We start from the raw sequence: 21755 nt of genomic DNA, 5'->3' as shown, positions 1-21755 counted from the left end.
AATAACTTTATACCTATAATCGGATTTAAATCGAAAGAATAAAAAGGCCAATTAGATGATTTATAGATTAAAGAATGAGTAGGTGAGTTTATGAATAAAAGACGAAATATGTTAGTATTTTTGATTTTAATAATTATTTTTAGTAGTACTACAGTTTTTGCAATTGATGATAAATCTTTAGATTATAATATAGGGTATAAAGATGGTTTGGACAAGGGTGTTTCTGATGGAAGAATTACTGGTGCTTCAGATGCCAAAAATAAGGCTAATACTTTAAAAGAAGTTTTGAAAAGAAATTTAGATGATTTAATTAGAGATCTCAATATCAAAGGTAAAACTGAGGATTATATATCAGGTTTTGGTGATGGGTATAGTAAAGGCTTCGAAGATGGGTATTATGATGCATATAGGAAGGGGAGTTCCGACGATTCAATTATTATTTATGGGGCAGAGGATTTTGGAAATGTTATGGGAAGGATTGATGGATATATAGCATATAAATCTGGAGATAAAAATCGATGGCAAAGATATGTTCCTAGCGATAAAAGATTGATTGCTATATTCGAACTAAATAATGAATCTAGAGAATACACGGATATTTTTATAGAACACTTTCGAAATGCGTACAAATTGTCTTTTGAAGCTGCATATCAAGTTGCAAAGTTAGGTGAAAAGGATTATTCATATGAAAAAGGGTTAGAAGATGGAGACGAATATGCAAGAAATTTAGCTAATTTTAATGCACGGAAGGATTATTTTCTAGGACTGAGCAATGATTATAAAAGGAACATGCCCACTGAAAGAGAAATAATATCTATGTTTAATCTAAGAAATGAGCATAAAGAATATATAGATGCATTTTTAGCTGGTTTTGAATTCGGAAGAAGTATTTTTGAGGGAAGAACTAATGGAGGTTACATGATTTATTATAATGAAGCATATAGAAAAACTAATAAAGAATTCGTAGAAACTCCCGATTTAAACGGTGAAGAAGACGGTAGGACCACAGGTCAAATGAAGGGAGAATATGCTGGAATAATTGATATCACATTGGGCAAACCAAATTTATGGACAAGACATAAAACTAAAGATGATATTATTATCGATGAATATGGGCTTAAATTTCAATCTGAAAATTACAGAATGGCCTTTATAATTGGGTACTGGGATGGATTTATGAAATCTTATAACGAAACCTATAAAAAACTTCAATTGAACAGCAATAAAGTTAAGACCTATACGGAAAAAATTACAATTGATGGCAAGGAAAATATTGGAATAACTGAGGATGATAAATTCTTAGTAGATATTGAATCTGGTACTTATTACAATGATGTAATAGTTACAATAGACTCAATACCCACTTCTTACGTTAACCCTAGCTCCCATAGACATACACAAGCTTCAGGAGTTTATGGGTTAAAGGTTTTAAACTTAGCAGGTACATTTGATAAAAATAAAAAGATAACTGTTAAATTTAAATCCTACGGAAACAATGTTAAATATGGTATTTACAAATATCATCATAATAAATGGATTTATATTCCTTCTAGACAGGAAGGTAACTATTTAGTTGCAGATATAAATTTAAATAATATAGATTTTTTAGGAAATATTTATGCTGTTAGAGTGGATAATCAACTGCCAATTTTCCATGATTCTAGAGGCCACTGGGCTATAGAGGAAATAAATACTTATGTTAAGAGAGAAATAATATATGGTTATCCTGATGGAACCTTTAGACCCGATAAAAAGATCTCGAGAAGGGAATTTGTTACAATGTTGAGTCGCCTATACGATTGGTTTCCACCTCACGATTCATCTAATATAACCAAATTTAAAGATTATATAGAGTTTGGATATGCAGAAAAAGCTATTTCTTATGCAAGCTATTATAATATTGTTAATGGATATCCGGATAACACTTTTAGACCTCACGATCCTATAACCTATAAGGAAGTTGAAGGGATTATGTCTAGGGTATTAGATAATCAAAAATTCAATTGGAACTATTTTGCTGAAAAGATGATGTATGAAAATGGGATACGTTCTAAAAGTAAGGATAATATGAACAATACAATTACTCGAGCAGAATTTGTGTTTATGTTACATAGACTAAATGAATGGAGGTATTAGGGAAAAGAAAATGCTAGAAGATTCTAAAGGGGTTACCTTAATAGAATTGATTTTGATAATTAGTCTATTGTCTATATTGTTAGCTATTCCAATTATCAGGGGAAATAACATTCTTAATTATAAGGAAAGAAAAGAGCTAAGGGAATTTAAAAACGATATAAATTATGCAAGGAATAGAGCGGTGGTAGAATCAAAATTGTATAGTGTTGATATTAGACTTAATAGTAATACCTATTTAATATACAAATATAGTAATTTTCCAGAAACTATTAAAAAGAAGGAATTTACTAGCGGCATTAAATTTAAAAGCACTAATATAAAAAACAATGAATTGGTTTTCAATTATTCAGGTGCACCTAAAGATTCGGGAACCATATATTTAGAAAGTAGAAAAGGAAAAAAAATAAGCATTACCGTTACACCTGCCACAGGCAAGGTAAATATTTATTTCCATTGAAAGGTAGGAAAATATGAATAAAAAAGGTTTCCTTCTTGTAGAAATATTGATGGGGTTATTTTTATTAGGGATTATAGCAATAACCTGTTTGCCTATATTAAACATAGGTATTGACAATATAAGGATGACTAAGGATAAGATGGATATGCTATTGATTGCAGAATCTATTATAGAACAAATTAAAGCTTTCGATTATAGTTGGACAGATGATGAATATGTGTTGGATATGAACTTACAAATGTTGATAGATATGTTTAATGATTCAGATACTATAGTTATTAGATTACCATTAGGTAACAATAACCAAGAATTCGACTATTATTGTACTATATATAAGGAGAACAATAGCGATGACTTGTGGGAATTGAATGTAGAGGTTGTTCCAATTAAAGAAAGCAAGAGAATAAAAAACGTTAATATAAAAACTTTTGTATCTATTCCTAAAAAGGATGAGGTATAATTATGGGAGAAGATAAGGGTTTTACCTTAATAGAACTAATTTTATCATTGGCTATCTATTCTATAATTGCTTTATCTCTTTTCTCCCTGCTTAAATATAGTATAAACAGTTGTAATTTAGGGAATATGGAAGATGAGGTTCTCTTAAACGGGAGGTATGCATTGGAATATATTAAAAGGGAAATAAAAGCTGCAGATGAGATAGTATCTGCAGAAAAGTTTGATTCTCTAAATGAATTATATAAGGATAATTTTGGATTTGTAATAATGAATTATAACCCTGGTGTTACCTGTAAATATAATTACTCTACATATTATTTTAAAGATAACAAAATATATAGAATTGCTGCTAATAGAATAGACGATAAACTGCCTAAAGGTAGTTATTTTAGTGGACATAATGAAATAGCTGAATATATAATATCAATTGAGGATACTAGTATTGATTTCAACACTAAAATAATAAATTTATCCTTTGTTTTAGGAGCGAATAAGGGTAAAGAAATATTACTTGAATCAAAACTTAGTATTAGATGTCCTATTATCTATTAAATTATGGGGTGGGTTTATGATTAATGATAAGGGGTTTATTACTATTGTTGCTTTACTCACTATGGCTATAATATTGATTTCTGCCTTATTTTTAATATATACCTCAAATATGGAATATTTAATTGTAATTTCTAGCCAAAATAATATTCAAGCTTATTATCTTGCAGAAAGTAAAATACATATGGTATTAGGAAAAGAAGAATATTATTATGGACAGTTAGTACCTAGGATAGAGACATACTTAAAGTATGGAAGGTTAGGTAAATTTTATGATAGAAGGATTATCTTAGATAATAAGGATTTATTTGAAGGGGATAACAATGACATAATTAAGGTGGGCTTTGCAGAAGAGAATAATAGGAGAATTTTAGAGCTGGAAACCTACAGTACATATTCTGGTATTAGTAAAAATGTCTTAGCCAAGACAACAATGATTAATGATTTTTTTGAAATGGGGATACCAATTGTATCTATAGAATATATTCTACAAGATAAGATTAGGGAGTTTGAAAACTATATGTTATATTTACAAGAAGAGATTGAAATTCCCAAACAGTCTAATGGTCTAATAGGAATAGAGGCAATGGACTATGATAATATAAAATTTATTAGGAGGTTGGATAATAGAATTGATATTGAATTTTTTAGAAACGATATAGAAGATCCTATAAAAAGGGAAATGCTCGTGGATAATGAAATTTTTTTATTAGCTAGGAACAATTATGTTAATCCCACTTTATCTATTGAATCTGAAAAAGATTCAGATAAATTAATCCTAAAAGGTATTTTCTATATAGAAGGGGATTTAAAAATATATAGTGATTTTGAGTTTTATGGCATTCTAGTCCTAAATAATGGTCAACTGTTAATGGAACCCTCCAGTGAGGTAAAAATAGAAGGGGTCCTTTTATTAAATCGTTATAATGGAAATCTCCTAGATAGTGGGAATATTCAAATTAATTATAATTTAGATGAAATAAGAAAATATGGGGTATATTTACCTAAGTTTATAGATCCTAAGGTACAAGTTATTAAAAGTTACTAATTTTTATTAAGGGGGAAGAATTATGGAGTTAAGAAATTTAATGGAGGATGAAGTTATATATGCAATAAATAGATTGTTAAAAGATAAAAAAGATATATGTACCTGTGATAAATGCAAATTGGATATTGCAGCCATTGTCTTAAACAATTTAAAACCTAAATATGTTGTCACTGACAAAGGGGAATTGTATGGGAAAGTAGATACTTTGGATTATCAATTTGATGCAGATTTAATAAAAGAGATTGTGAAAGCGGTGAATATAGTAGGAGCTGAGCCCCGCCATGAGTAGGTATGGAAATTTTAAAAATATAGTTTTAATTGGAATGAGTGGTGTTGGAAAAACCGTTGTTGGAGAATATATAGCTAATAAACTAAGTATGGAATTTTTAGATACTGATGAGATGATAATAACTAGCAGTCGAAAAACAATCGATTATATATTTAATATTTACGGAGAAGAATACTTCAGATCTCTTGAAAGAGATGTTATCAAAAGCTTGTCTTCAAAGAGAGGAGTAGTTATTTCTACAGGAGGAGGAGTAGTTTTATACAATCAGAATATCCAAATATTAAAAGAAAATGGAATAATTTTTTTATTAAAAGCCAGCATAGAAACTATAGTTTCAAATTTAGAAACTTCTCTATCCTATAAAGAAAAACGACCTCTACTTAAAGATAGTTTATGTCTTAGTCAGAGAATTGAGGAAATATATAATGATAGGGAAAAACTATATGTTTTAAGTGCTGACCATATAATTAATGTAGATGATAAGACTGTAGGTAAAGTAGGTGATGAAATTATTCACATATTTCAACAGCTTAACCCTTGTAGTTGTTTTTGATGATTGATATAATAAAATAGCATAATAGAGGAAGATGTTAATGAAAATATTAATTATTCATGGACCAAATATGAATCTGTTGGGTAAAAGGGATAGATCAATATACGGAAACCTTACCTTAGAAGAGGTAAATCAAATGATTAAATTGAAATCAAAAGAACTTAATATGGAAGTTGAATTATTCCAATCTAATTCTGAAGGAGAGATTATTGATAAACTTCATGGGGCATTAGATAGTGATTATAAAGGAGTTATAATTAATCCAGGGGGCTATACCCATTATAGTATTTCTATTAGAGATGCTATTGAAGTTTTGAATATCCCTGTAATTGAGGTTCATCTATCTAACATATCTAAAAGAGAGGATTTTAGAAAACAATCTGTAATTGCTCCCGTATGTAGAGGTCAAATATCTGGCTTTGGCTTATATAGCTATTTGCTAGCCTTGGAAGCTTTTAATAGTATTAATGAAAATGTTTAATGTTTAAGGAGGTTTTAATATGATTTCAGCAGGAGATTTTAGAAAAGGAATTACCTTTGAAATGGATGGAGATGTTTATCAAATTGTGGATTTTCAGCATGTTAAACCAGGAAAAGGAGCTGCTTTTGTTCGAGCAAAAATAAAAAGTGTTATGACTGGTACAATAAAAGACTTGACTTTTAATCCTAATGATAGATACCCTAGAGCTAGAATTGAGACTAAGGAAATGCAATATCTATATAATGATGGAAACCTTTATTATTTTATGGATAATGAAACCTATGAACAATTGCCTTTGGAAAAAGAACAGGTTGAGGATGCAATAGTTTATATAAAGGAGAATGATAATGCTATCATTCGATTCTACGAAGGGAAGCCTTTCGAAGTAGTAGCACCTAATTTTGTTGAATTAGTTGTATCCCATACAGAACCAGGAGTTAAAGGTGATACAGCCGCAGGAGCTACTAAGCCTGCAACCCTTGAGACAGGTGCCATAGTAAATGTTCCTCTATTCATAAATGTGGGTGATAAAATAAAAATAGACACTAGAACAGGCGAGTATTTATCAAGGGTCTAGGGAATAATAAAAATATATAAATTAATAGGAGGGATTTACATGGAATATCTTTATCAAAAAGTATCATATTTAAAAGGATTAGCAGAAGGTCTTGGAATTGAAGAAGAATCAAAGGAAGGCAAATTATTATTACATATAATAGATGCCTTAGAGGATTTTGCAGACGTAATAGATGAATTAATTGAAGACTATAAGGATTTAGAGCAGTATGTAGAATATATTGATGAGGATTTAACCGATATTGAAGATGAATTATACGAACTGGACGACGAAGAAGATTATTATCCTTATGAAGATTTTGATGATGATTATTTTGATGAGAATTTTGACTATGTAGATTTTGATTCTGACGATTTAGAGGAAGAGCCAGATGAAGAATAGATTATTTAAAAGACTTAAAACCATTATGGTTTTAAGTCTTTTTTTTGCATATTATTTTTAGCTTGTTCATATTTATATATAAAGGAGGGACATGTTATGGAAGAGAAGGAAATTGGAATATATGAAAATATTCTAGAATATATTAGTTTAGAATTAAGCCATACTCTAAAAAAGATTCCAAATAAGTATAAAAAAAATGTAGAGGAAATAAGGCTTAGATATGGATCACCTCTTAATATATATTCAAATAACTCTGATTTTTTTGTCACAAAGGATGGCTTATTAACTAGAAATAAAAAAGATGGTAGATTGGTAGATAAAAGAGAAATAATAGAGACCTTCCAACTTGTTAGCAATTATTCAGTTTATGCTTTTGAAGAGGAGATAAAGAATGGATTTATTACCTTGAGGGGAGGCCACAGAGTTGGTATAGGAGGTAAGGTATTATATGGACCAAATGGGATAGAAACGATTAGGGATATTTCTTCTTTAAATATGCGTATTGCAAGAGAAAAAATAGGGGTTTCTGAGAAATTGATTAAATATATTATAGATTTTTCCCATACTATTTACGACACATTAATCGTCTCTCCACCACAGTGTGGAAAAACTACCATATTGAGAGATTTAATTAGAATTTTAAGCAATGGAAGCAAAGATTTAGGAGGGAAAGGTATGAAAGTGGGAGTTATAGATGAAAGATCTGAGTTAGCAGGTATGTATAATGGGATGCCTCAATTCGATATTGGTTTAAGGACTGACGTGTTAGATGGTTGTAATAAAAAAGATGGAACGATTATGTTAATAAGAGCTATGTCACCAGATATTGTAGCCATGGATGAAATAGGAAGTATTAATGATGTAGATGCTATCCATGAGGCTCTTAAAGCAGGAGTGAAGATAATTGCCACCATACATGGCAGTACTTTAGAGGATCTAGTTTCAAAGAAAAGTCTAAGAATGCTAATTGAAGATAAGATATTTAAAAGGTATATATTTTTAGATAATTCTAAGGGAGTTGGCACCGTAAAAGATATTATTGAAGGGGATTCTTTTACCTCCATAATTTAAATGAGAAAGAAGGGATTTTATGGGATTGTTTAAATTTCTCGGCGGCTTATTAATTATTCTTTCAACTACCTCAATGGGTTTTCATTATGGAAGTAGATTTGCTAATAGATTTGATAATTTAATTTTCCTAGAGCAATGTTTTAAAATCCTCGAAACAGAAATAGTCTATGGAGCCGTTCCATTACCAGAAGCTTTAACCAATGTTTATAATAAAGGCAATAAAAAAGTATCTTTTATATTCGAAGAAATTAAAATATATTTGCTAAATAATAAAAAAGGGGATGTTTTTAACAGTTTTACTAGCGTAGCTACTGTGTTGAGAGATAGGTTAAATCTCAAAGAAGGTGATATAGAAATATTTTTATCCTTAGGGAGAGTCTTAGGTTCTTCTGATAGGCAAGATCAAGAGAAAAATTTTAAATTAATTCTAAACCAAATTGCTATTCTTCAGAAAGAAGCTAAATTAGAAAGGGATAAAAATGAAAAGATGTATAAAAATTTAGGAATACTTACGGGAATTGCTATTGTGATAATACTGTTATAGAGGAGAGAAGAATATGAATATCGATTTGATATTTAAAATAGCAAGTATAGGTATATTATTAGGTGTTCTTCATGCCGTTTTAGACAAGGCTGGGAAGGAAGAATTTGCTTATATAACCACCTTGGTAGGGGTTGTTATTGTTTTTAGCATGGTTATAGGGCTTATATCGAAATTATTTGATAGTATAAAAACCCTATTTCAACTTTATTAAACGGGAAGTGATTTTATGGAAATTATGCAGATTGTTGGTATAGGAATAATATCAACTATATTGGCAGTAATAGTAAGAAGGAGTATTGGTTCAGAATTTGCCATTTTTATTAGTTTAGTTACAGGTATCCTTATATTCTTTATGATTATGGACAAATTGGTATATGTGGTTGAAACCTTAAATCAATTAGCTAAAAAAACAAGTATCGAATTTACATATTTTTCTACCATATTAAAAATTATTGGAATTGCTTATATAGTCGAATTTGGTGCTCAAATATCCAGAGATGCAGGAGAAGAAGCAATTGCCTCTAAAATTGAATTGGGTGGAAAGATTGTGATGATGGTACTTGCTATACCGATTTTATTAGCATTGATGGAATTGATAATAAAAATACTTCCCTAAAGGTGAAAAAAATGGAGAAAAGGAAAAGGATAGTTTTTAAAATAATTATTTTAATACTACTATTTTCATCCTATTCTTTTGCTGAAAAAAAAGATGAAAATAGCATTAGTATTACGGATCAGTTTTTACAGGAACAGCTAGATAGCCTTAACATAAGAGAACTAGAACTAATATTAGAAGATATATTAAGAGGAAATGAAGGCTTTTATCCTAAAATAAATATAAAAGAAAATATTATATCCACAATTAAAGGTCAAAACAAATTAGATGTAAATCAAATTAAAGAAGGGGTAATTAAGATATTCTTCAATGAGATACTAAATAATTTGAACTTGATTTCTCAAATACTAATTATAACGGTGGCTTGCTCAATTCTAACCAATTTACAAAGTACATTTGAGAAAGATACAGTTGCTCAATTAGCCCATTATGCTTGTTATATAATTTTAGCTATGCTTATGATTAATAGTTTTATGTTGGCTTTAGACCTGGGGAAAAAAACTGTAGCTCAAATGGTAAATTTTATGCAAATAATACTACCTATTTTATTGACTTTATTAACGGCAATAGGTGGAGCTAATACTAGATTTATTTTTCATCCTATGGTTATCGGAGTAGTTAATATAATAGGCTCTTTGATTAAAAATTTGGTATTTCCATTGATTTTTTTTACCTTTATAATTGGAGTTATAAGCAATATCTCCGAAAAAGTTCAGTTTTCAAAATTATCCGAATTAATGCGCCAAATAATTATTGTGTTAATTAGCGCTTCTTTTACCGTTTTTATTGGAATAATTACAATGTATGGAATAGGTGCCAATATTGATGGAGTCACTATTAGAACTGCAAAATTTGCCGTAGATAATTTCATACCAATAATTGGAAAATTCTTATCTGATGCTGTAGAAGCAGTAATAGGTTGTTCTGCAATATTAAAAAATGGAATAGGGATGATAGGATTAGTAGTTTTGTTTTTCATCTGTATAGCTCCTGCCATAAAAATAACGGTCCTTATATTTATTTATAAGGTCATAGCAGCTCTTGTAGAGCCTATTGCGTCTATTAATATTTCCAGCAGTTTTAGTGAGGTGTCTAAGTCTCTCCTATTGTTATTAATAGGAATACTCTCTGTTGCAACTATGTTTTTCATAACTATTACAGTAATAGTTGAGGCTGGAAATGCTACTATTATGTTTAGGTAGGTGATTATATGGGATAGTTAATTTTTTAAAAGCATGGGTAAAAGATATAGCCATAATCTTTGTTTTGATTTCTATCATAGAAATAGTTCTTCCTAGCAGCAATATGAAAAGATATATAGATATGGTAATAGGGCTATTAATAATAATTGTATTGATTACACCTTTTATAAAACTAATTCAAAAAGATTTCCAAGTGGATAGGGAGGTATTTTTTAATACAGTAGATCAAATAGAATACGAATATAAAGAAAATGCAGAATTGGCCTCACTGCAAGAGGGACAGGTAAAGGAGATTTATGTAAGTAAAATTAAGGATGAAATTGAGGGATTAATTCTTGAAACTACAGAATATATAGTAGATGGAATAAATATTTCTATTCATGAGGATGGAATAAATTATGGAGAAATTAGGGATGTAGAGATAATATTAAAAGAAAATAGAGGAAAAGATGAAAGAATGGATGATTATGTAACAGTAGTCCAAATTGAAGAAGTAAATGTAGGCTCTAGTAAAGAAAAAACTGTTAAATTACAGGAATTTGAAAATAGTGAAAGAATAGTAGATATTATCTACAAAAATTATAATATTTCAAAGGAAAATATAAGAGTATTTTTAAATACCCTGGGAGAAGGTGAATAAGGTGGATAAGATAATAGATAGGATTAAAAAATACTTAGCCCAAATAAACAATAAGGATTTAATTAAGAATTTATTCATAATACTAATTATTGGAGTCATACTTATTATAATAGCAGATATTTTTTTTCAAGAGAAGAAGGGAATTAATTCCAACTTGAAGTTAGAAAATGAAATTAATTATACCTCCAACATTGAAATGGATTATGGAGCAATTTTAGAGAACAAACTAGAACATGTATTAGGTCAATTAAAAGGGGTAGGTTCAGTAAAAGTAATGATAACTCTAGAAGATACTGTGGAAAGGATTCCAGCTTTTAACACTACTAAAAACAATGAAACAACTAATGAATTAGATTCTCAAGGAGGAACTAGAGAAATTATTAGGGAAGATATGACTATCCAAGTAGTCACAGGCAGTGAAGGCTCTCCAATAGTGTTGAAAGAAATAAAACCTACGGTAAAAGGGGTAATAGTAATAGCTGAGGGGGCAGAGGATTTAGAAGTTAAGGAACGATTGTATCAAGCTGTTAAAACTGTATTAGGCCTACCTGGCAATAGGGTAGAGGTTTATACTAGTAAATAGGGGGGATTAATAATGTTTTCCATGAAAAGGCCAGCTATAATATTGGTGTTAATAGTTTTACTGGTGTTTACTGGTTATTTAAATCATAATTTAACCAAACAAGCTTTGTCAAAGGTTTCAAATGACTATCAAAAACATGAGGAAATAGAATTGGCAAAAGGGAGCCATTTAGAAGAAAAGGATTTAGTTCCAACAATATCTGAGGGCGATGAAGATGAAAAAGATGAAATGGAAATATTGGATACTAAGGCTTTTGAAGATATAGATGATATGGCTAAAACCACTGAGGAATCCATTAAAGAAACAATTAATCGAGAAGATAGTTTAAGATCTAAAAACTACTTTATTGAACAAAGGCTATCTAGGGACAAACTAAGAGCAGGATTAATTGATAGGTTGAATGAAATTGTTAACAATGACAATACTAATGATGAAATGAGAACGGAAGCTCAGAAAAAGATTGTGAGAATAGGAGAAAATTCTGAAAAGGAATTAGTGATTGAAGGACTGATAAAAGCAAAAGGATTTGAAGATGCATTAATATTTCTTACAGATGAAAGTGCAAAAGTTGTTGTATCGATAGATGAGCTTACCGAACAGGATGTAGTCAAAATATTAGACGTTGTTATGAGTGAAACCAATCTGGATACATCAAATATAAAAATAATGAAAAAGAATTAGAATTGATTGTAAAAAACTTAACCCTCTGATATAATAACTCTAAGGACTTTCAGATAATGGGAGGTGTCTAAAGTGACGGAGTTTTCAAGTGATGAAAAGATCAAATATGGTACAGTAAAAATTGCTAATGAAGTTGTGGCTATTATAGCAGGTTTAGCTGCTACTGAAGTAGATGGCGTTACAGGTATGAGTGGTGGCATCACCGGCGATATTACTGAAATGTTGGGTATGAAAAACCTATCTAAGGGTGTAAAGGTTGAGGTTGGCGAGAAGGAAGCTGCAATAGATTTATTCTTAATTGTAGATTATGGTTCTAAAATATCTGAAGTTGCAGCTAAGGTGCAACAGAATGTTAAGGATACAGTTGAAACCATGACCGGCTTAAATGTAGTAGAAGTCAATGTTAATGTGCAAGGCGTTAACATACCTAAAGAAGAGCCTAAAGTTGAGAATGAACCAAGAGTAAAATAGTATATTTACCCTCTGGAAACCAGAGGGTAATTTTAAATATATTTTAGGAGGATGAATCAATTATGAGCATAATTGATAGAATAATATTAACTCTTTTGTCCCTTTGTTTAATTGCCTTTTCAATAATTATGATACTATTCCCTTTCGAACAGATAAGATTTTTATCTACAGATAATATTAATTATTTACTAGAAGGGGTTAAAGGTAATTATATATGTACTGGAATAGGACTTGCTGTACTACTATTAAGTTTAAGAACATTGATATTAGGGGTAAAGGTCGGTGCTGATAAACCAAGGACCACCTATTTAGTGCAGAGAACAGATTATGGAGAAATAAATATTTCATCTGAAACCATAGTAGGCCTAGTGGAAACTGTATCTAATAAATTTACCGGTATAAAAAATATTACTACAAAGGTAGATATAGTAGAAGGGCAAATATTTGTAAATTTAAAAGGGGAAGTTTATCCTGAAATAGATATACCGGAAACTACTAAGGGCCTTCAAAATAAAGTAAAAGAACATATCGAAAACTGTACCGGAGTCAATGTTAATGAAGTCAAAGTCATTATTAGCAATATTACTACACCTATTAGAAATGTAAAATGATAAATGAGGTGTTTACAAATTGATAAAAGAATTATTCGTTGAGATGATGGAATATATTAAGGCTAATAAGAATAAAACCTTAGGGGCTTTTCTAGGCTTTTTAATTGGTATACTAATACTAACGATTGGTTTTTTTAAAACTATATTCATAGTTCTATGTACCTGGTTAGGATTTTTCATTGGAAGCAAATCCTATAGCTGGGAAGATATTAAAGGGTTTTTGATAAGGCTCTTTACCCCAACAAAGAGAATGTAATATGAAATTTAGATGTAAAATTAGATTATATTAAGGAGGGTAGAAATGGGTAGAAGATATGCAAGGGAATCTACAATGAAGCTGTTATATCAAATGGAAATAAATTCAGATTATTCTAACAACATTATAGATATGTTTTTTAATAATAATAAATTTAATTTAAGTGAAAAGGAATATATTGAAGATGCGATACATACAATAATCAAGAATTTAGATGAAATAGATGATCATATTAAGGATAATATAGAAGGATGGGAATTACATAGATTAGCAAGGGTAGATTTATGTATCCTAAGAATAGCTATATATGAAATAGTTTATAGAGAGGATATACCAGTGGAAGTTTCCATTAATGAAGCTATAGAGGTTGCAAAAACATATAGCACTGATGAATCTTCGAAGTTTATCAATGGAGTATTAGGTGGATTTGTTAGAAGAAGGGATAATAATGAGTAACAGATACTTTATTGGAATAGATACATCTGCATATACTACTTCCTTAGCTATAATTGATAATGAAGATAATATTGTCTTAGACTTGAGAAAAGTTTTAGAGGTAAAGAAAGGACAGAAAGGTCTAAGACAACAGGAAGCGGTTTTTCAGCATATAAATAATTTACCTTTGCTGATTGAAAAGATGATGATGGAGATAGATATTACTAAAGTGGATACTATTGCTTGTAGTAACAAACCTAGGAGTGTCGAGGATTCATATATGCCTGTTTTTGTAGTTGGAAAAGGACAGGCTTTTATTTTATCTAAAATATTGGGGACTAAATATAGTGAATATAGTCATCAGGAAGGACATATTGGCGCTGGGATTATGGGGAGTCAGCTTAAAGATTGTGATAAATTTTTAAGCCTTCATATTTCTGGTGGGACTACAGAATTATTATTAGTCAGTAATAAGAAAAACCAAATGTCTATAGACATTATAGGTGGAACTTTAGATTTAAGCTTAGGGCAGCTAATCGATAGAATTGGGGTAGAATTAGGCTTGCCTTTTCCCTGTGGTATGGAAATGGATAAAATTTCTCAAAGGGGAAATGTATTAAATTTAAATATACCTATTAGTTTAAAGGACAAAACTTGGTTTAATATCTCTGGTTTAGAGAACTATTTTAAAAATTTAATAAAGGACTCTTCTTATGCAATAGAAGATATATTCGCCACATTGTTTAATACTATATCGATATTATTATATAATATAATTATTAATAGGCATATTGAATATAAATTAGATGATATTTTAATTACTGGTGGTGTTTCTGCAAATGAGCATATAAGAGGTTCCTTATATAATAAGCTTAGTGATAATAACATTAGGCCTTATTTTGCCAAAATTCCACTTTCTACAGATAATGGAGTTGGTGTAGCATATTTGGCAAAAGAAAAATTTTCTAGTAGGTGATTAATATGGAATCTAAACCTTTAAAGGTAAGTGAAGTCAATCAATATATTAAAAGGATATTTGCTGGTGATTGGCTTCTTTCTAATGTTAAAGTTGAGGGAGAAATTTCAAATTTTAAACATCATTATAGTGGGCATATGTATTTTTCCTTAAAAGATGAAAAAGGAAAATTGAGATGTGTAATGTTCAGGAATGATAACCGGTTGGTAAATTTTAATTTGAAAGATGGTGTTAAGGTAATCGCTAAAGGATATATTTCCGTATATGAAAAAGAAGGAGATTATCAACTTTATGTAAAAAGTATCGAGGAAAGTGGTATTGGGCATCTATTTGCAGCTTTTGAAGAATTAAAACGAAGATTAGAAAAAGAAGGATTATTCGATGAAGAAAATAAGAAACAGTTGCCATTTTTACCTAATAAAATAGGTGTAGTTACCTCTTCGACCGGTGCAGCAATAAAAGATATTATTACAGTAATAAAAAGAAGATTTCCAATTGTTGATATAATTATCTACCCTGTATTAGTTCAAGGTGTACAAGCTCCGAAGGAGATATGTGAAGGATTAAAATATCTTGACAATAGAGGGGATGTAGATGTAATTATTACAGGTAGAGGAGGAGGTTCTATAGAAGAACTATTTGCTTTCAATGATGAATCTATTGCTAGGACGATATTTAATATGAGGACACCTATTGTATCAGCAGTAGGGCATGAAACGGATTTTACTATAGCAGATTTTGTTGCAGACCTTAGGGCAGCTACTCCATCTGCTGCTGCAGAGATAGTTACACCAGAGCAAAAAAAGTTAATTGAAAATTTAAATCAAACCTTCGCCCGATTGAATAATTCTTTTAACTATATTATCAATGAAAATATAATAAAGTTAAACTATATGAAAAGAAGTTTAGAATTTTACAATCCTATTTATCAATTAAAAGAAAGGGCACAGGAACAAGATAACCTGTTTAGAAAACTTTCTCTCATCATAGAGAGAAAATTAGATGGCAATAAAAATAAATTATCCAGTATGTTAAATAGCCTAAACTATTTAAATCCCATCTCCTCTTTAGATAGGGGATACGGAATTATTTTAGATGAAAAAAATAATATAGTCAATACTGTAGACCATGTATCTGAAGATGAAAAATTAAAACTGTTGATCAAAGATGGTATTATTGAAGTAAAAGTGGTTAAAATTAGCAAAGGAGAGTTCTATTATGAAAACAAATAAACTGACTTATGAAGAGGCAATTAAGGAGTTAGAACAAATAATTGAAGATTTAGAAGAAAAGGATTTATCCTTAATGGATTCCTTAGAAAAATTTAAAAGGGGAGTAAACCTCTATAATTATTGTAATGAAATATTAAAAGATGTGGAAGGAGAAGTAAAAATATTGCTTAAAGATGAAGAGGGCAATTTGGAGGAAGAAGATTTTTATATGGGGGTATAATTGAATGTTGATAAATGAAGAGTTGGAGTATACTAAGGATATAATAGATAAAAATTTATCTAATTTGCTAAAAAATAAAATTGGATATCAGAAAAAAATATTTGAATCCATCAATTATAGCCTATTTACAGGAGGAAAAAGATTAAGACCTATTCTATTGCTAAAGAGTTGCGAAATGCTTGGAGGAGAGCATAAAAGGTCAATTCCATTTGCAATGGCAATAGAAATGATACATACCTATTCTTTAATTCATGATGATTTACCTTCCATGGATGACGATGATTTTAGAAGGGGGAGATTGACAAACCATAAAGTTTATGGAGAAGCTATTGCTGTCTTATCTGGAGATGGGTTGTTAAACTTAGCCTTTGAAATCATGGTAGATTTTACTTTAAAAAACTCAAAAACTATTGAAGATTATAAAAGAAATATCTGGGCAATTGATGAAATAGGTAAATATTCAGGAATTTATGGTATGATCGGTGGTCAGGTGGTGGATTTACTATCTAATGAAATTGCTATGGATGAAGATAAACTACTATTTATGTATAAATCTAAAACTGCAGCTCTTATACAAGCATCTTTAGTTGCTGGTGCTATATTGGGAGGAGGCTGTAAAGAAGATATAGAAAGAATGAGACGATTTGGGTTATATCTTGGATTAGCATACCAAATAAGAGATGATATTTTAGATGTGAATGAGGATAAATCAATTAATAAGGTTACCTATCTAAGTTTTAATAATATAGACGTGGCAAAGGATAAAGTTGATGAGTTAAGTAAAAAAGCTATAGATGTATTGGACTATTATGAAAACAAGGATGTAGAATTTTTTAAAAAATTAACATATCATTTAATGCATAGGGACTATTAAAAATCATTGAATAATTATAGATATTATGCTATAATTAATTAGACTTAATAGAGTGGTACAGTATTCTAGTCAACACAGCTAATCTCGAGGGCGGGGCTAAAAATCCGTCGAAGGGCATATCGATGAAGTTCCTTGTTTCGGCTCGCGACGCCCAGTCGAGGGTTGATGCTGGGAGTAAGAAAGATGGGGCGATCTGCAATGGCATGCAGGCGTTGACCCTGCTTTCGTGGAGACTTACCTTTTGGTAAGATAAACCTGTATGTATAAATATGATACAAACATACAGAGTAGCCTGCCTTGAGTGATGTTGGCGGATGATAAGTTCGACTTTTCTTGCCTAGGGCCCAAGCAAGGAAGGTTTTGTTATCGAAACCAATATTGCAAAAGAGGCTAAGGATTAGACTGGTTGCAGAGGAAAACTCCTAGACTGTTCTAATGGAAGAGGTATATTGGGGATTACAGTGCGGACTAAGTGGTAATCCAGTTCTGCTCATGGCGACGTAGTAGTGATAGAATTAAAGGGAAACCGCTGTTATGGCGACATACAGTTTCTTTCAGGGAAATCCTACTGGACCTTAAGCCGTAAGATTTACTCAATATACTACCACTTTAAAAAGCTGATAGCATGATGCTATCAGCTTTTTACATAATAATTTTTAATGGAGGAACCAATATAGAATGGGCAAGAAAGATGATATAAATTTTTCAGATAAATATAATTTAAAATGGATAGTTATGGTAACCCTTTGGACCTTTATTATGGCTATGATTTTTAGTATAGTTACAGAAGGATTAGTAAAGAACTTAGATATTTTTTTAGCATTCATTATATTAATCATCATAATATTAATAGGAATATTTTTTGATATAATAGGCATTGCTGTTACAACTGCTGAAGAAAAACCTTTCCACGCTATGGCAGCTAATAAAGTAGAAGAAGCTAGATATGCCATAAAATTAGTTAGAAACGCAGGACAAGTATCTAATTTTTGTAACGATGTAATTGGAGATATTAGCGGAATTGTTAGTGGAGCCGTTGGAACTACTATTATTTACAAATTAATGGATATATATGATATAAAAAATGGAATTTTATTAAGTATAATAGTTACTTCCTTAGTAGCATCATTAACTGTTGGAGGTAAAGCCTTCGGCAAATCTATTGCCATACTATATTCTGAAAAGATTATTCTTAAGACTGCCGTGGTTTTTAATTTTATAAATAATAAGTTGGGAATAGATCTATTGCCTGAAAAGAAGAAGAATAATAAAAATAATAGACAGAATAATAGATTGGACTGATAAATAGGAGGATTATATGAAAAAAAAAAGAGCTGATGTGTTATTGTTTGAAAAGGGATTGGTAGATTCTAGAGAAAAGGCTAGAAGAATTATTATGGAAGGAGTAGTTTTTGTTGGGAGTAGAAGAATCGATAAACCAGGGGAAAAGATCAATATAGATAACGATATAATAATTAAAGATGATCCTATCCATTATGTCAGTAGGGGAGGGTTAAAACTTGAAAAAGCAATAGATATTTTTAATATAGACTTAGAAGGAAAAGTCGTAATAGATATTGGAGCTTCTACTGGAGGCTTTACTGATTGTATGCTCAAAAATGGAGCAAAGAAAGTATTTGCCATAGATGTAGGCTATGGACAATTAGACTGGAATCTTAGAAATGATCCTAGAGTTATAGTTAAAGAGCGGACTAATATTAGGTATGTAACAAAAGAAGATATTGGAGAATTAGTTGATTTCATATCCATAGATGTGTCTTTTATCTCTTTAAAACTGGTTCTTCCTGTAGCAAAGGAATTGCTAAATTCCGAGGGATATATTATGGCATTAATAAAGCCTCAATTTGAAGCTGGAAGGAATAATGTAGGTAAAAAGGGTTTAGTTAAGGATAAAATGATACATAAAGAAGTAATAGAGAATATGGTTGACTTTTGTAATACCATCGATTTAAATATGGTAGACTTAGGATTTTCACCTATTACAGGTGGTACTGGGAATATTGAGTTTTTATCTTATATAAATAAGGGTGGAAATAAAATAATAAATGAAGAAAAAGTATTAGAAACTATAGAAGATGCTCACCGAAGCTTATACTAAAAAAGGGAGGAAAAGATGAGAAAATATACTAGACAGAGTATAATTTTGGATCTAATCGAAAATCATGAAATAGAAACTCAAGAAGAACTAGCAGATCATTTATTGAAAAAAGGTATCCAAATAACCCAAGCTACAATATCTAGAGATATAAAAGAGTTAAGACTGGTAAAAGTTTTAACTACTAATAAAAAATATAAATATGCTACTATAGATAATCAATATGAGGGAACAAGTGAACGGTTGATTAGAATTTTCAAAAGTTCAGTACTTAGCATTGAAAGAGCTGAAAATATTATAGTAATAAAGACTTTACCTGGTGCAGCCCGTATTTGTGCTTCCACTGTGGACAATCTTAAATTTAATGGTATAGTTGGGACTATTGCCGGATATGACACTATTTTTATTGCTATGGAAAAGATGAATATGATAAACTCTCTATTGGAAAATCTCCAAAATTTACTCAAATAATCTGGGGGTATAGGTATGATAGTCGAGTTAAATATTAGTAACTTTGCTATTATAGATAACTTAAAAATTAATTTTACAAAGGGATTTAATGTGCTCACTGGCGAAACAGGAGCTGGCAAATCTATAATTGTTGAAGGAATTGGTATGATTTTAGGTCAAAGAGCAAATAGGGATTTAGTTAGGACGGGAAAGGAAAGATCAATTTTAGAGGGAATTTTTTACTTAGATAATCCAAAAAAAGTAAACAAAATATTAGAAAGTTATGGTATAGATATTGACCCATCCAACTATTTATTAATCTCAAGAGAGATACATACTAATGGTCGAAATGTATCTAGAGTTAATGGAAGAACGGTTACATTAACTATGCTAAATAATATTACTTCTAACCTGGTGGATATCCATGGACAACATGAACATCAATCTTTATTAAATGTCGAGAACCACATGAAATTAATAGATACATTTGGTGGTACTGAACTAAAATCTTTACTTGATAATGTGAGAAAAAAATATGAAGGATTATTAAGGGAAAAGAAAAGATTAAAAGAGTTGTCAGTAGATACTATTGAAAGGGACCGAGAAATAGATTTATTAAAATATCAAATAGATGAAATCCATAGTGCAGATCTTCTAAAATATGATGAAGATGAAATTACAAAAGAATACAATAAAATATCAAATATTAAAGAGATTGGATATAGTTTAGGAGAGATAGTGAATATTATAGGCAATGAAGGGTATAATAATATATCTTTAATTAACAACATTAATAAATGTATATCTAATATGAATGATATAAAAATTTATGACAATACGTTAGAAGAATACAATAATGTTTTAGAATATATAAGCTTCGAATTGCAGGATTTATATAGGAATATCATGGATTATATAGAAAGTTTAGATATAGATGAGGAAAGGTTGAAGCTCTTAGAAGATAGAATAGATACTATTAATAGGTTAAAAAGAAAGTATGGAAATACCATTGAGGATATTTTAAAGTATAGGGATACAATTGAAAATAGGTATGATATCCTAATGAACAACGAAGAGGAAATCAAAAAAGCCAAAATTAGAATAAGATCAATGGAAAATGATTTAACTGATTATTGCACTAAATTGACTAGACTTAGAAAAAAATTAAGTAAAAAAGTAGAAACATTGATTACAAAAGAATTAAAAGATTTAAATATGGACAATGTGGTTTTCAAAGTGTACTTCAGCAAAACAGAGTACTTTACTGAGAGGGGGTGGGATCGAATAGAGTTCTTAATTTCCACAAATAAAGGTGAAGATTTGAAGCCTTTGTCAAAAATAATATCAGGCGGTGAAATGTCTAGAATTATGCTAGCATTCAAAAGAATATTAGCTGATTACGATAATATACCTTGTTTAATCTTTGATGAAATAGATACAGGAATTAGTGGAAGAACTGCACAAATAGTTGGAGAGAAGATAAAAATGATATCAGACAATCATCAAGTAATTTGCATTTCCCATTTGCCACAAATTGCTGCCCTAGCAGACACCCATTTTGTAATCGATAAACATACGGTTAAAGACAAAACTAGTACCATTGTAAGAAAATTAGAGGATAATGAAAGGATTGACGAGCTGTCAAGGTTATTAGGTGGTGTAGATCTAACAGATACTACTAAACTACATGCAAAGGAAATGCTTGAAATGTCAAAAAAATTAAATTCTAATAAATAGAAAATAAGGAATTTATAATTTAAACATTATATGGAAAAAGCTTTCATTAGGTATTATTTAATGGAAGCTTTTATTATTTTTTTGATTATTACCAATATGATATTTACTTT

Annotated in this window: 30 protein-coding genes; all 30 read left to right on the top strand. The window is 30.1% G+C overall.

Annotated elements, in window-relative coordinates:
* The first annotated feature begins 90 nt into the window (after positions 1-90).
* Entirely contained in the window at positions 91-2136 is a 2046-nt protein-coding gene (locus tag CUL_RS0108795) for an S-layer homology domain-containing protein (protein WP_025641201.1), read from the top strand.
* A 10-nt stretch (positions 2137-2146) separates the two neighbouring features.
* The gene (locus CUL_RS0108790) at positions 2147-2593 is read left to right on the top strand and encodes a hypothetical protein (RefSeq protein WP_005586068.1); all 447 of its coding nucleotides are present in this window, start codon (positions 2147-2149) and stop codon (positions 2591-2593) included.
* 13 nt (positions 2594-2606) lie between these two features.
* Positions 2607-3053: a type II secretion system protein gene (locus CUL_RS0108785; RefSeq protein WP_005586069.1), complete on the top strand. Its 447-nt coding sequence runs from the start codon at positions 2607-2609 to the stop codon at positions 3051-3053.
* A gap of 2 nt (positions 3054-3055) precedes the next feature.
* Complete coding sequence (locus CUL_RS0108780; protein WP_005586071.1) at positions 3056-3604, top strand: PilW family protein; 549 nt, start codon at positions 3056-3058, stop codon at positions 3602-3604.
* Positions 3605-3620: 16 nt separating this feature from the next.
* On the top strand, positions 3621-4649 hold the full coding sequence (locus CUL_RS0108775) for a hypothetical protein (RefSeq protein ID WP_157752640.1): 1029 nt from the start codon (positions 3621-3623) through the stop codon (positions 4647-4649).
* A 22-nt stretch (positions 4650-4671) separates the two neighbouring features.
* Positions 4672-4938 carry a late competence development ComFB family protein gene (locus tag CUL_RS0108770; RefSeq protein ID WP_005586073.1) on the top strand — a complete coding sequence of 89 codons (267 nt, stop codon included), beginning with the start codon at positions 4672-4674 and terminating at the stop codon, positions 4936-4938.
* Complete coding sequence (locus tag CUL_RS0108765; protein ID WP_005586074.1) at positions 4931-5491, top strand: shikimate kinase; 561 nt, start codon at positions 4931-4933, stop codon at positions 5489-5491. Before CUL_RS0108770 ends, CUL_RS0108765 begins: the two co-directional genes overlap by 8 nt.
* 40 nt (positions 5492-5531) lie before the next feature.
* Positions 5532-5972, top strand: coding sequence for a type II 3-dehydroquinate dehydratase (aroQ, locus tag CUL_RS0108760; protein WP_005586075.1), 441 nt, complete (start codon positions 5532-5534; stop codon positions 5970-5972).
* Positions 5973-5991: 19 nt separating this feature from the next.
* Positions 5992-6549 carry an elongation factor P gene (efp, locus tag CUL_RS0108755; protein WP_005586077.1) on the top strand — a complete coding sequence of 186 codons (558 nt, stop codon included), beginning with the start codon at positions 5992-5994 and terminating at the stop codon, positions 6547-6549.
* Positions 6550-6588: 39 nt separating this feature from the next.
* Positions 6589-6930 (top strand): CD1247 N-terminal domain-containing protein, encoded by a 342-nt coding sequence (locus CUL_RS0108750; RefSeq protein ID WP_005586078.1) that lies wholly within the window; start codon positions 6589-6591, stop codon positions 6928-6930.
* 96 nt (positions 6931-7026) lie between these two features.
* Entirely contained in the window at positions 7027-8001 is a 975-nt protein-coding gene (gene spoIIIAA, locus CUL_RS0108745; protein WP_005586080.1) for a stage III sporulation protein AA, read from the top strand.
* A gap of 19 nt (positions 8002-8020) precedes the next feature.
* Positions 8021-8545, top strand: coding sequence for a stage III sporulation protein SpoIIIAB (gene spoIIIAB, locus CUL_RS0108740; RefSeq protein WP_005586081.1), 525 nt, complete (start codon positions 8021-8023; stop codon positions 8543-8545).
* A gap of 13 nt (positions 8546-8558) precedes the next feature.
* Positions 8559-8756, top strand: coding sequence for a stage III sporulation protein AC (gene spoIIIAC / locus CUL_RS0108735; protein WP_005586082.1), 198 nt, complete (start codon positions 8559-8561; stop codon positions 8754-8756).
* A gap of 15 nt (positions 8757-8771) precedes the next feature.
* Positions 8772-9161 carry a stage III sporulation protein AD gene (gene spoIIIAD / locus CUL_RS0108730; RefSeq protein WP_005586083.1) on the top strand — a complete coding sequence of 130 codons (390 nt, stop codon included), beginning with the start codon at positions 8772-8774 and terminating at the stop codon, positions 9159-9161.
* Between the two features lie 11 nt (positions 9162-9172).
* Positions 9173-10363, top strand: coding sequence for a stage III sporulation protein AE (gene spoIIIAE, locus CUL_RS0108725; RefSeq protein WP_005586084.1), 1191 nt, complete (start codon positions 9173-9175; stop codon positions 10361-10363).
* Between the two features lie 13 nt (positions 10364-10376).
* Positions 10377-11003 carry a stage III sporulation protein AF gene (spoIIIAF, locus tag CUL_RS0108720; RefSeq protein ID WP_081722813.1) on the top strand — a complete coding sequence of 209 codons (627 nt, stop codon included), beginning with the start codon at positions 10377-10379 and terminating at the stop codon, positions 11001-11003.
* A gap of 1 nt (position 11004) precedes the next feature.
* Positions 11005-11586, top strand: a complete 582-nt coding sequence (locus CUL_RS0108715; RefSeq protein ID WP_005586086.1) for a SpoIIIAG-related protein — start codon at positions 11005-11007, stop codon at positions 11584-11586.
* A gap of 12 nt (positions 11587-11598) precedes the next feature.
* Positions 11599-12267: a SpoIIIAH-like family protein gene (locus tag CUL_RS0108710; protein WP_005586087.1), complete on the top strand. Its 669-nt coding sequence runs from the start codon at positions 11599-11601 to the stop codon at positions 12265-12267.
* 72 nt (positions 12268-12339) lie between these two features.
* Positions 12340-12738, top strand: a complete 399-nt coding sequence (locus tag CUL_RS0108705; protein ID WP_005586088.1) for an Asp23/Gls24 family envelope stress response protein — start codon at positions 12340-12342, stop codon at positions 12736-12738.
* Between the two features lie 62 nt (positions 12739-12800).
* Positions 12801-13349, top strand: coding sequence for an alkaline shock response membrane anchor protein AmaP (gene amaP / locus CUL_RS0108700; RefSeq protein ID WP_005586090.1), 549 nt, complete (start codon positions 12801-12803; stop codon positions 13347-13349).
* Positions 13350-13368: 19 nt separating this feature from the next.
* On the top strand, positions 13369-13605 hold the full coding sequence (locus CUL_RS0108695) for a DUF2273 domain-containing protein (RefSeq protein WP_005586092.1): 237 nt from the start codon (positions 13369-13371) through the stop codon (positions 13603-13605).
* 45 nt (positions 13606-13650) lie between these two features.
* On the top strand, positions 13651-14061 hold the full coding sequence (gene nusB, locus CUL_RS0108690; RefSeq protein WP_005586093.1) for a transcription antitermination factor NusB: 411 nt from the start codon (positions 13651-13653) through the stop codon (positions 14059-14061).
* On the top strand, positions 14054-15016 hold the full coding sequence (locus tag CUL_RS0108685; protein WP_025641188.1) for a Kae1-like domain-containing protein: 963 nt from the start codon (positions 14054-14056) through the stop codon (positions 15014-15016). Before nusB ends, CUL_RS0108685 begins: the two co-directional genes overlap by 8 nt.
* Positions 15017-15021: 5 nt before the next feature.
* A complete protein-coding gene (gene xseA, locus CUL_RS0108680; RefSeq protein ID WP_025641185.1) occupies positions 15022-16248 on the top strand; it encodes an exodeoxyribonuclease VII large subunit in 1227 nt (408 codons plus the stop codon).
* Entirely contained in the window at positions 16235-16468 is a 234-nt protein-coding gene (xseB, locus tag CUL_RS0108675; RefSeq protein ID WP_005586096.1) for an exodeoxyribonuclease VII small subunit, read from the top strand. Before xseA ends, xseB begins: the two co-directional genes overlap by 14 nt.
* A 4-nt stretch (positions 16469-16472) precedes the next feature.
* Positions 16473-17342: a polyprenyl synthetase family protein gene (locus tag CUL_RS0108670; protein ID WP_005586097.1), complete on the top strand. Its 870-nt coding sequence runs from the start codon at positions 16473-16475 to the stop codon at positions 17340-17342.
* A 678-nt stretch (positions 17343-18020) separates the two neighbouring features.
* Positions 18021-18644 carry a hypothetical protein gene (locus tag CUL_RS0108665; protein ID WP_005586098.1) on the top strand — a complete coding sequence of 208 codons (624 nt, stop codon included), beginning with the start codon at positions 18021-18023 and terminating at the stop codon, positions 18642-18644.
* A 16-nt stretch (positions 18645-18660) separates the two neighbouring features.
* Positions 18661-19461 carry a TlyA family RNA methyltransferase gene (locus tag CUL_RS0108660; RefSeq protein WP_025641181.1) on the top strand — a complete coding sequence of 267 codons (801 nt, stop codon included), beginning with the start codon at positions 18661-18663 and terminating at the stop codon, positions 19459-19461.
* Positions 19462-19476: 15 nt separating this feature from the next.
* Positions 19477-19929: an arginine repressor gene (gene argR, locus CUL_RS0108655; protein WP_005586099.1), complete on the top strand. Its 453-nt coding sequence runs from the start codon at positions 19477-19479 to the stop codon at positions 19927-19929.
* 15 nt (positions 19930-19944) lie between these two features.
* Positions 19945-21645, top strand: coding sequence for a DNA repair protein RecN (recN, locus tag CUL_RS0108650; RefSeq protein ID WP_025641179.1), 1701 nt, complete (start codon positions 19945-19947; stop codon positions 21643-21645).
* Positions 21646-21755: the final 110 nt, after the last annotated feature.

This window comes from [Clostridium] ultunense DSM 10521 (genome assembly GCF_000511955.1).
Classification (GTDB): domain Bacteria; phylum Bacillota; class Clostridia; order Tissierellales; family Tepidimicrobiaceae; genus Schnuerera; species Schnuerera ultunensis.
This window is presented reverse-complemented; position numbering and strand designations above follow the sequence as displayed.

Coding starts and splice junctions, on each gene's coding strand:
- CUL_RS0108795 (WP_025641201.1), top strand. CDS start 91: ATGAATAAAAGACGAAATATGTTAGTATTTTTGATTTTAATAATTATT.
- CUL_RS0108790 (WP_005586068.1), top strand. CDS start 2,147: ATGCTAGAAGATTCTAAAGGGGTTACCTTAATAGAATTGATTTTGATA.
- CUL_RS0108785 (WP_005586069.1), top strand. CDS start 2,607: ATGAATAAAAAAGGTTTCCTTCTTGTAGAAATATTGATGGGGTTATTT.
- CUL_RS0108780 (WP_005586071.1), top strand. CDS start 3,056: ATGGGAGAAGATAAGGGTTTTACCTTAATAGAACTAATTTTATCATTG.
- CUL_RS0108775 (WP_157752640.1), top strand. CDS start 3,621: ATGATTAATGATAAGGGGTTTATTACTATTGTTGCTTTACTCACTATG.
- CUL_RS0108770 (WP_005586073.1), top strand. CDS start 4,672: ATGGAGTTAAGAAATTTAATGGAGGATGAAGTTATATATGCAATAAAT.
- CUL_RS0108765 (WP_005586074.1), top strand. CDS start 4,931: ATGAGTAGGTATGGAAATTTTAAAAATATAGTTTTAATTGGAATGAGT.
- aroQ (WP_005586075.1), top strand. CDS start 5,532: ATGAAAATATTAATTATTCATGGACCAAATATGAATCTGTTGGGTAAA.
- efp (WP_005586077.1), top strand. CDS start 5,992: ATGATTTCAGCAGGAGATTTTAGAAAAGGAATTACCTTTGAAATGGAT.
- CUL_RS0108750 (WP_005586078.1), top strand. CDS start 6,589: ATGGAATATCTTTATCAAAAAGTATCATATTTAAAAGGATTAGCAGAA.
- spoIIIAA (WP_005586080.1), top strand. CDS start 7,027: ATGGAAGAGAAGGAAATTGGAATATATGAAAATATTCTAGAATATATT.
- spoIIIAB (WP_005586081.1), top strand. CDS start 8,021: ATGGGATTGTTTAAATTTCTCGGCGGCTTATTAATTATTCTTTCAACT.
- spoIIIAC (WP_005586082.1), top strand. CDS start 8,559: ATGAATATCGATTTGATATTTAAAATAGCAAGTATAGGTATATTATTA.
- spoIIIAD (WP_005586083.1), top strand. CDS start 8,772: ATGGAAATTATGCAGATTGTTGGTATAGGAATAATATCAACTATATTG.
- spoIIIAE (WP_005586084.1), top strand. CDS start 9,173: ATGGAGAAAAGGAAAAGGATAGTTTTTAAAATAATTATTTTAATACTA.
- CUL_RS0108710 (WP_005586087.1), top strand. CDS start 11,599: ATGTTTTCCATGAAAAGGCCAGCTATAATATTGGTGTTAATAGTTTTA.
- amaP (WP_005586090.1), top strand. CDS start 12,801: ATGAGCATAATTGATAGAATAATATTAACTCTTTTGTCCCTTTGTTTA.
- nusB (WP_005586093.1), top strand. CDS start 13,651: ATGGGTAGAAGATATGCAAGGGAATCTACAATGAAGCTGTTATATCAA.
- CUL_RS0108685 (WP_025641188.1), top strand. CDS start 14,054: ATGAGTAACAGATACTTTATTGGAATAGATACATCTGCATATACTACT.
- xseA (WP_025641185.1), top strand. CDS start 15,022: ATGGAATCTAAACCTTTAAAGGTAAGTGAAGTCAATCAATATATTAAA.
- xseB (WP_005586096.1), top strand. CDS start 16,235: ATGAAAACAAATAAACTGACTTATGAAGAGGCAATTAAGGAGTTAGAA.
- CUL_RS0108670 (WP_005586097.1), top strand. CDS start 16,473: ATGTTGATAAATGAAGAGTTGGAGTATACTAAGGATATAATAGATAAA.
- CUL_RS0108665 (WP_005586098.1), top strand. CDS start 18,021: ATGGGCAAGAAAGATGATATAAATTTTTCAGATAAATATAATTTAAAA.
- CUL_RS0108660 (WP_025641181.1), top strand. CDS start 18,661: ATGAAAAAAAAAAGAGCTGATGTGTTATTGTTTGAAAAGGGATTGGTA.
- argR (WP_005586099.1), top strand. CDS start 19,477: ATGAGAAAATATACTAGACAGAGTATAATTTTGGATCTAATCGAAAAT.
- recN (WP_025641179.1), top strand. CDS start 19,945: ATGATAGTCGAGTTAAATATTAGTAACTTTGCTATTATAGATAACTTA.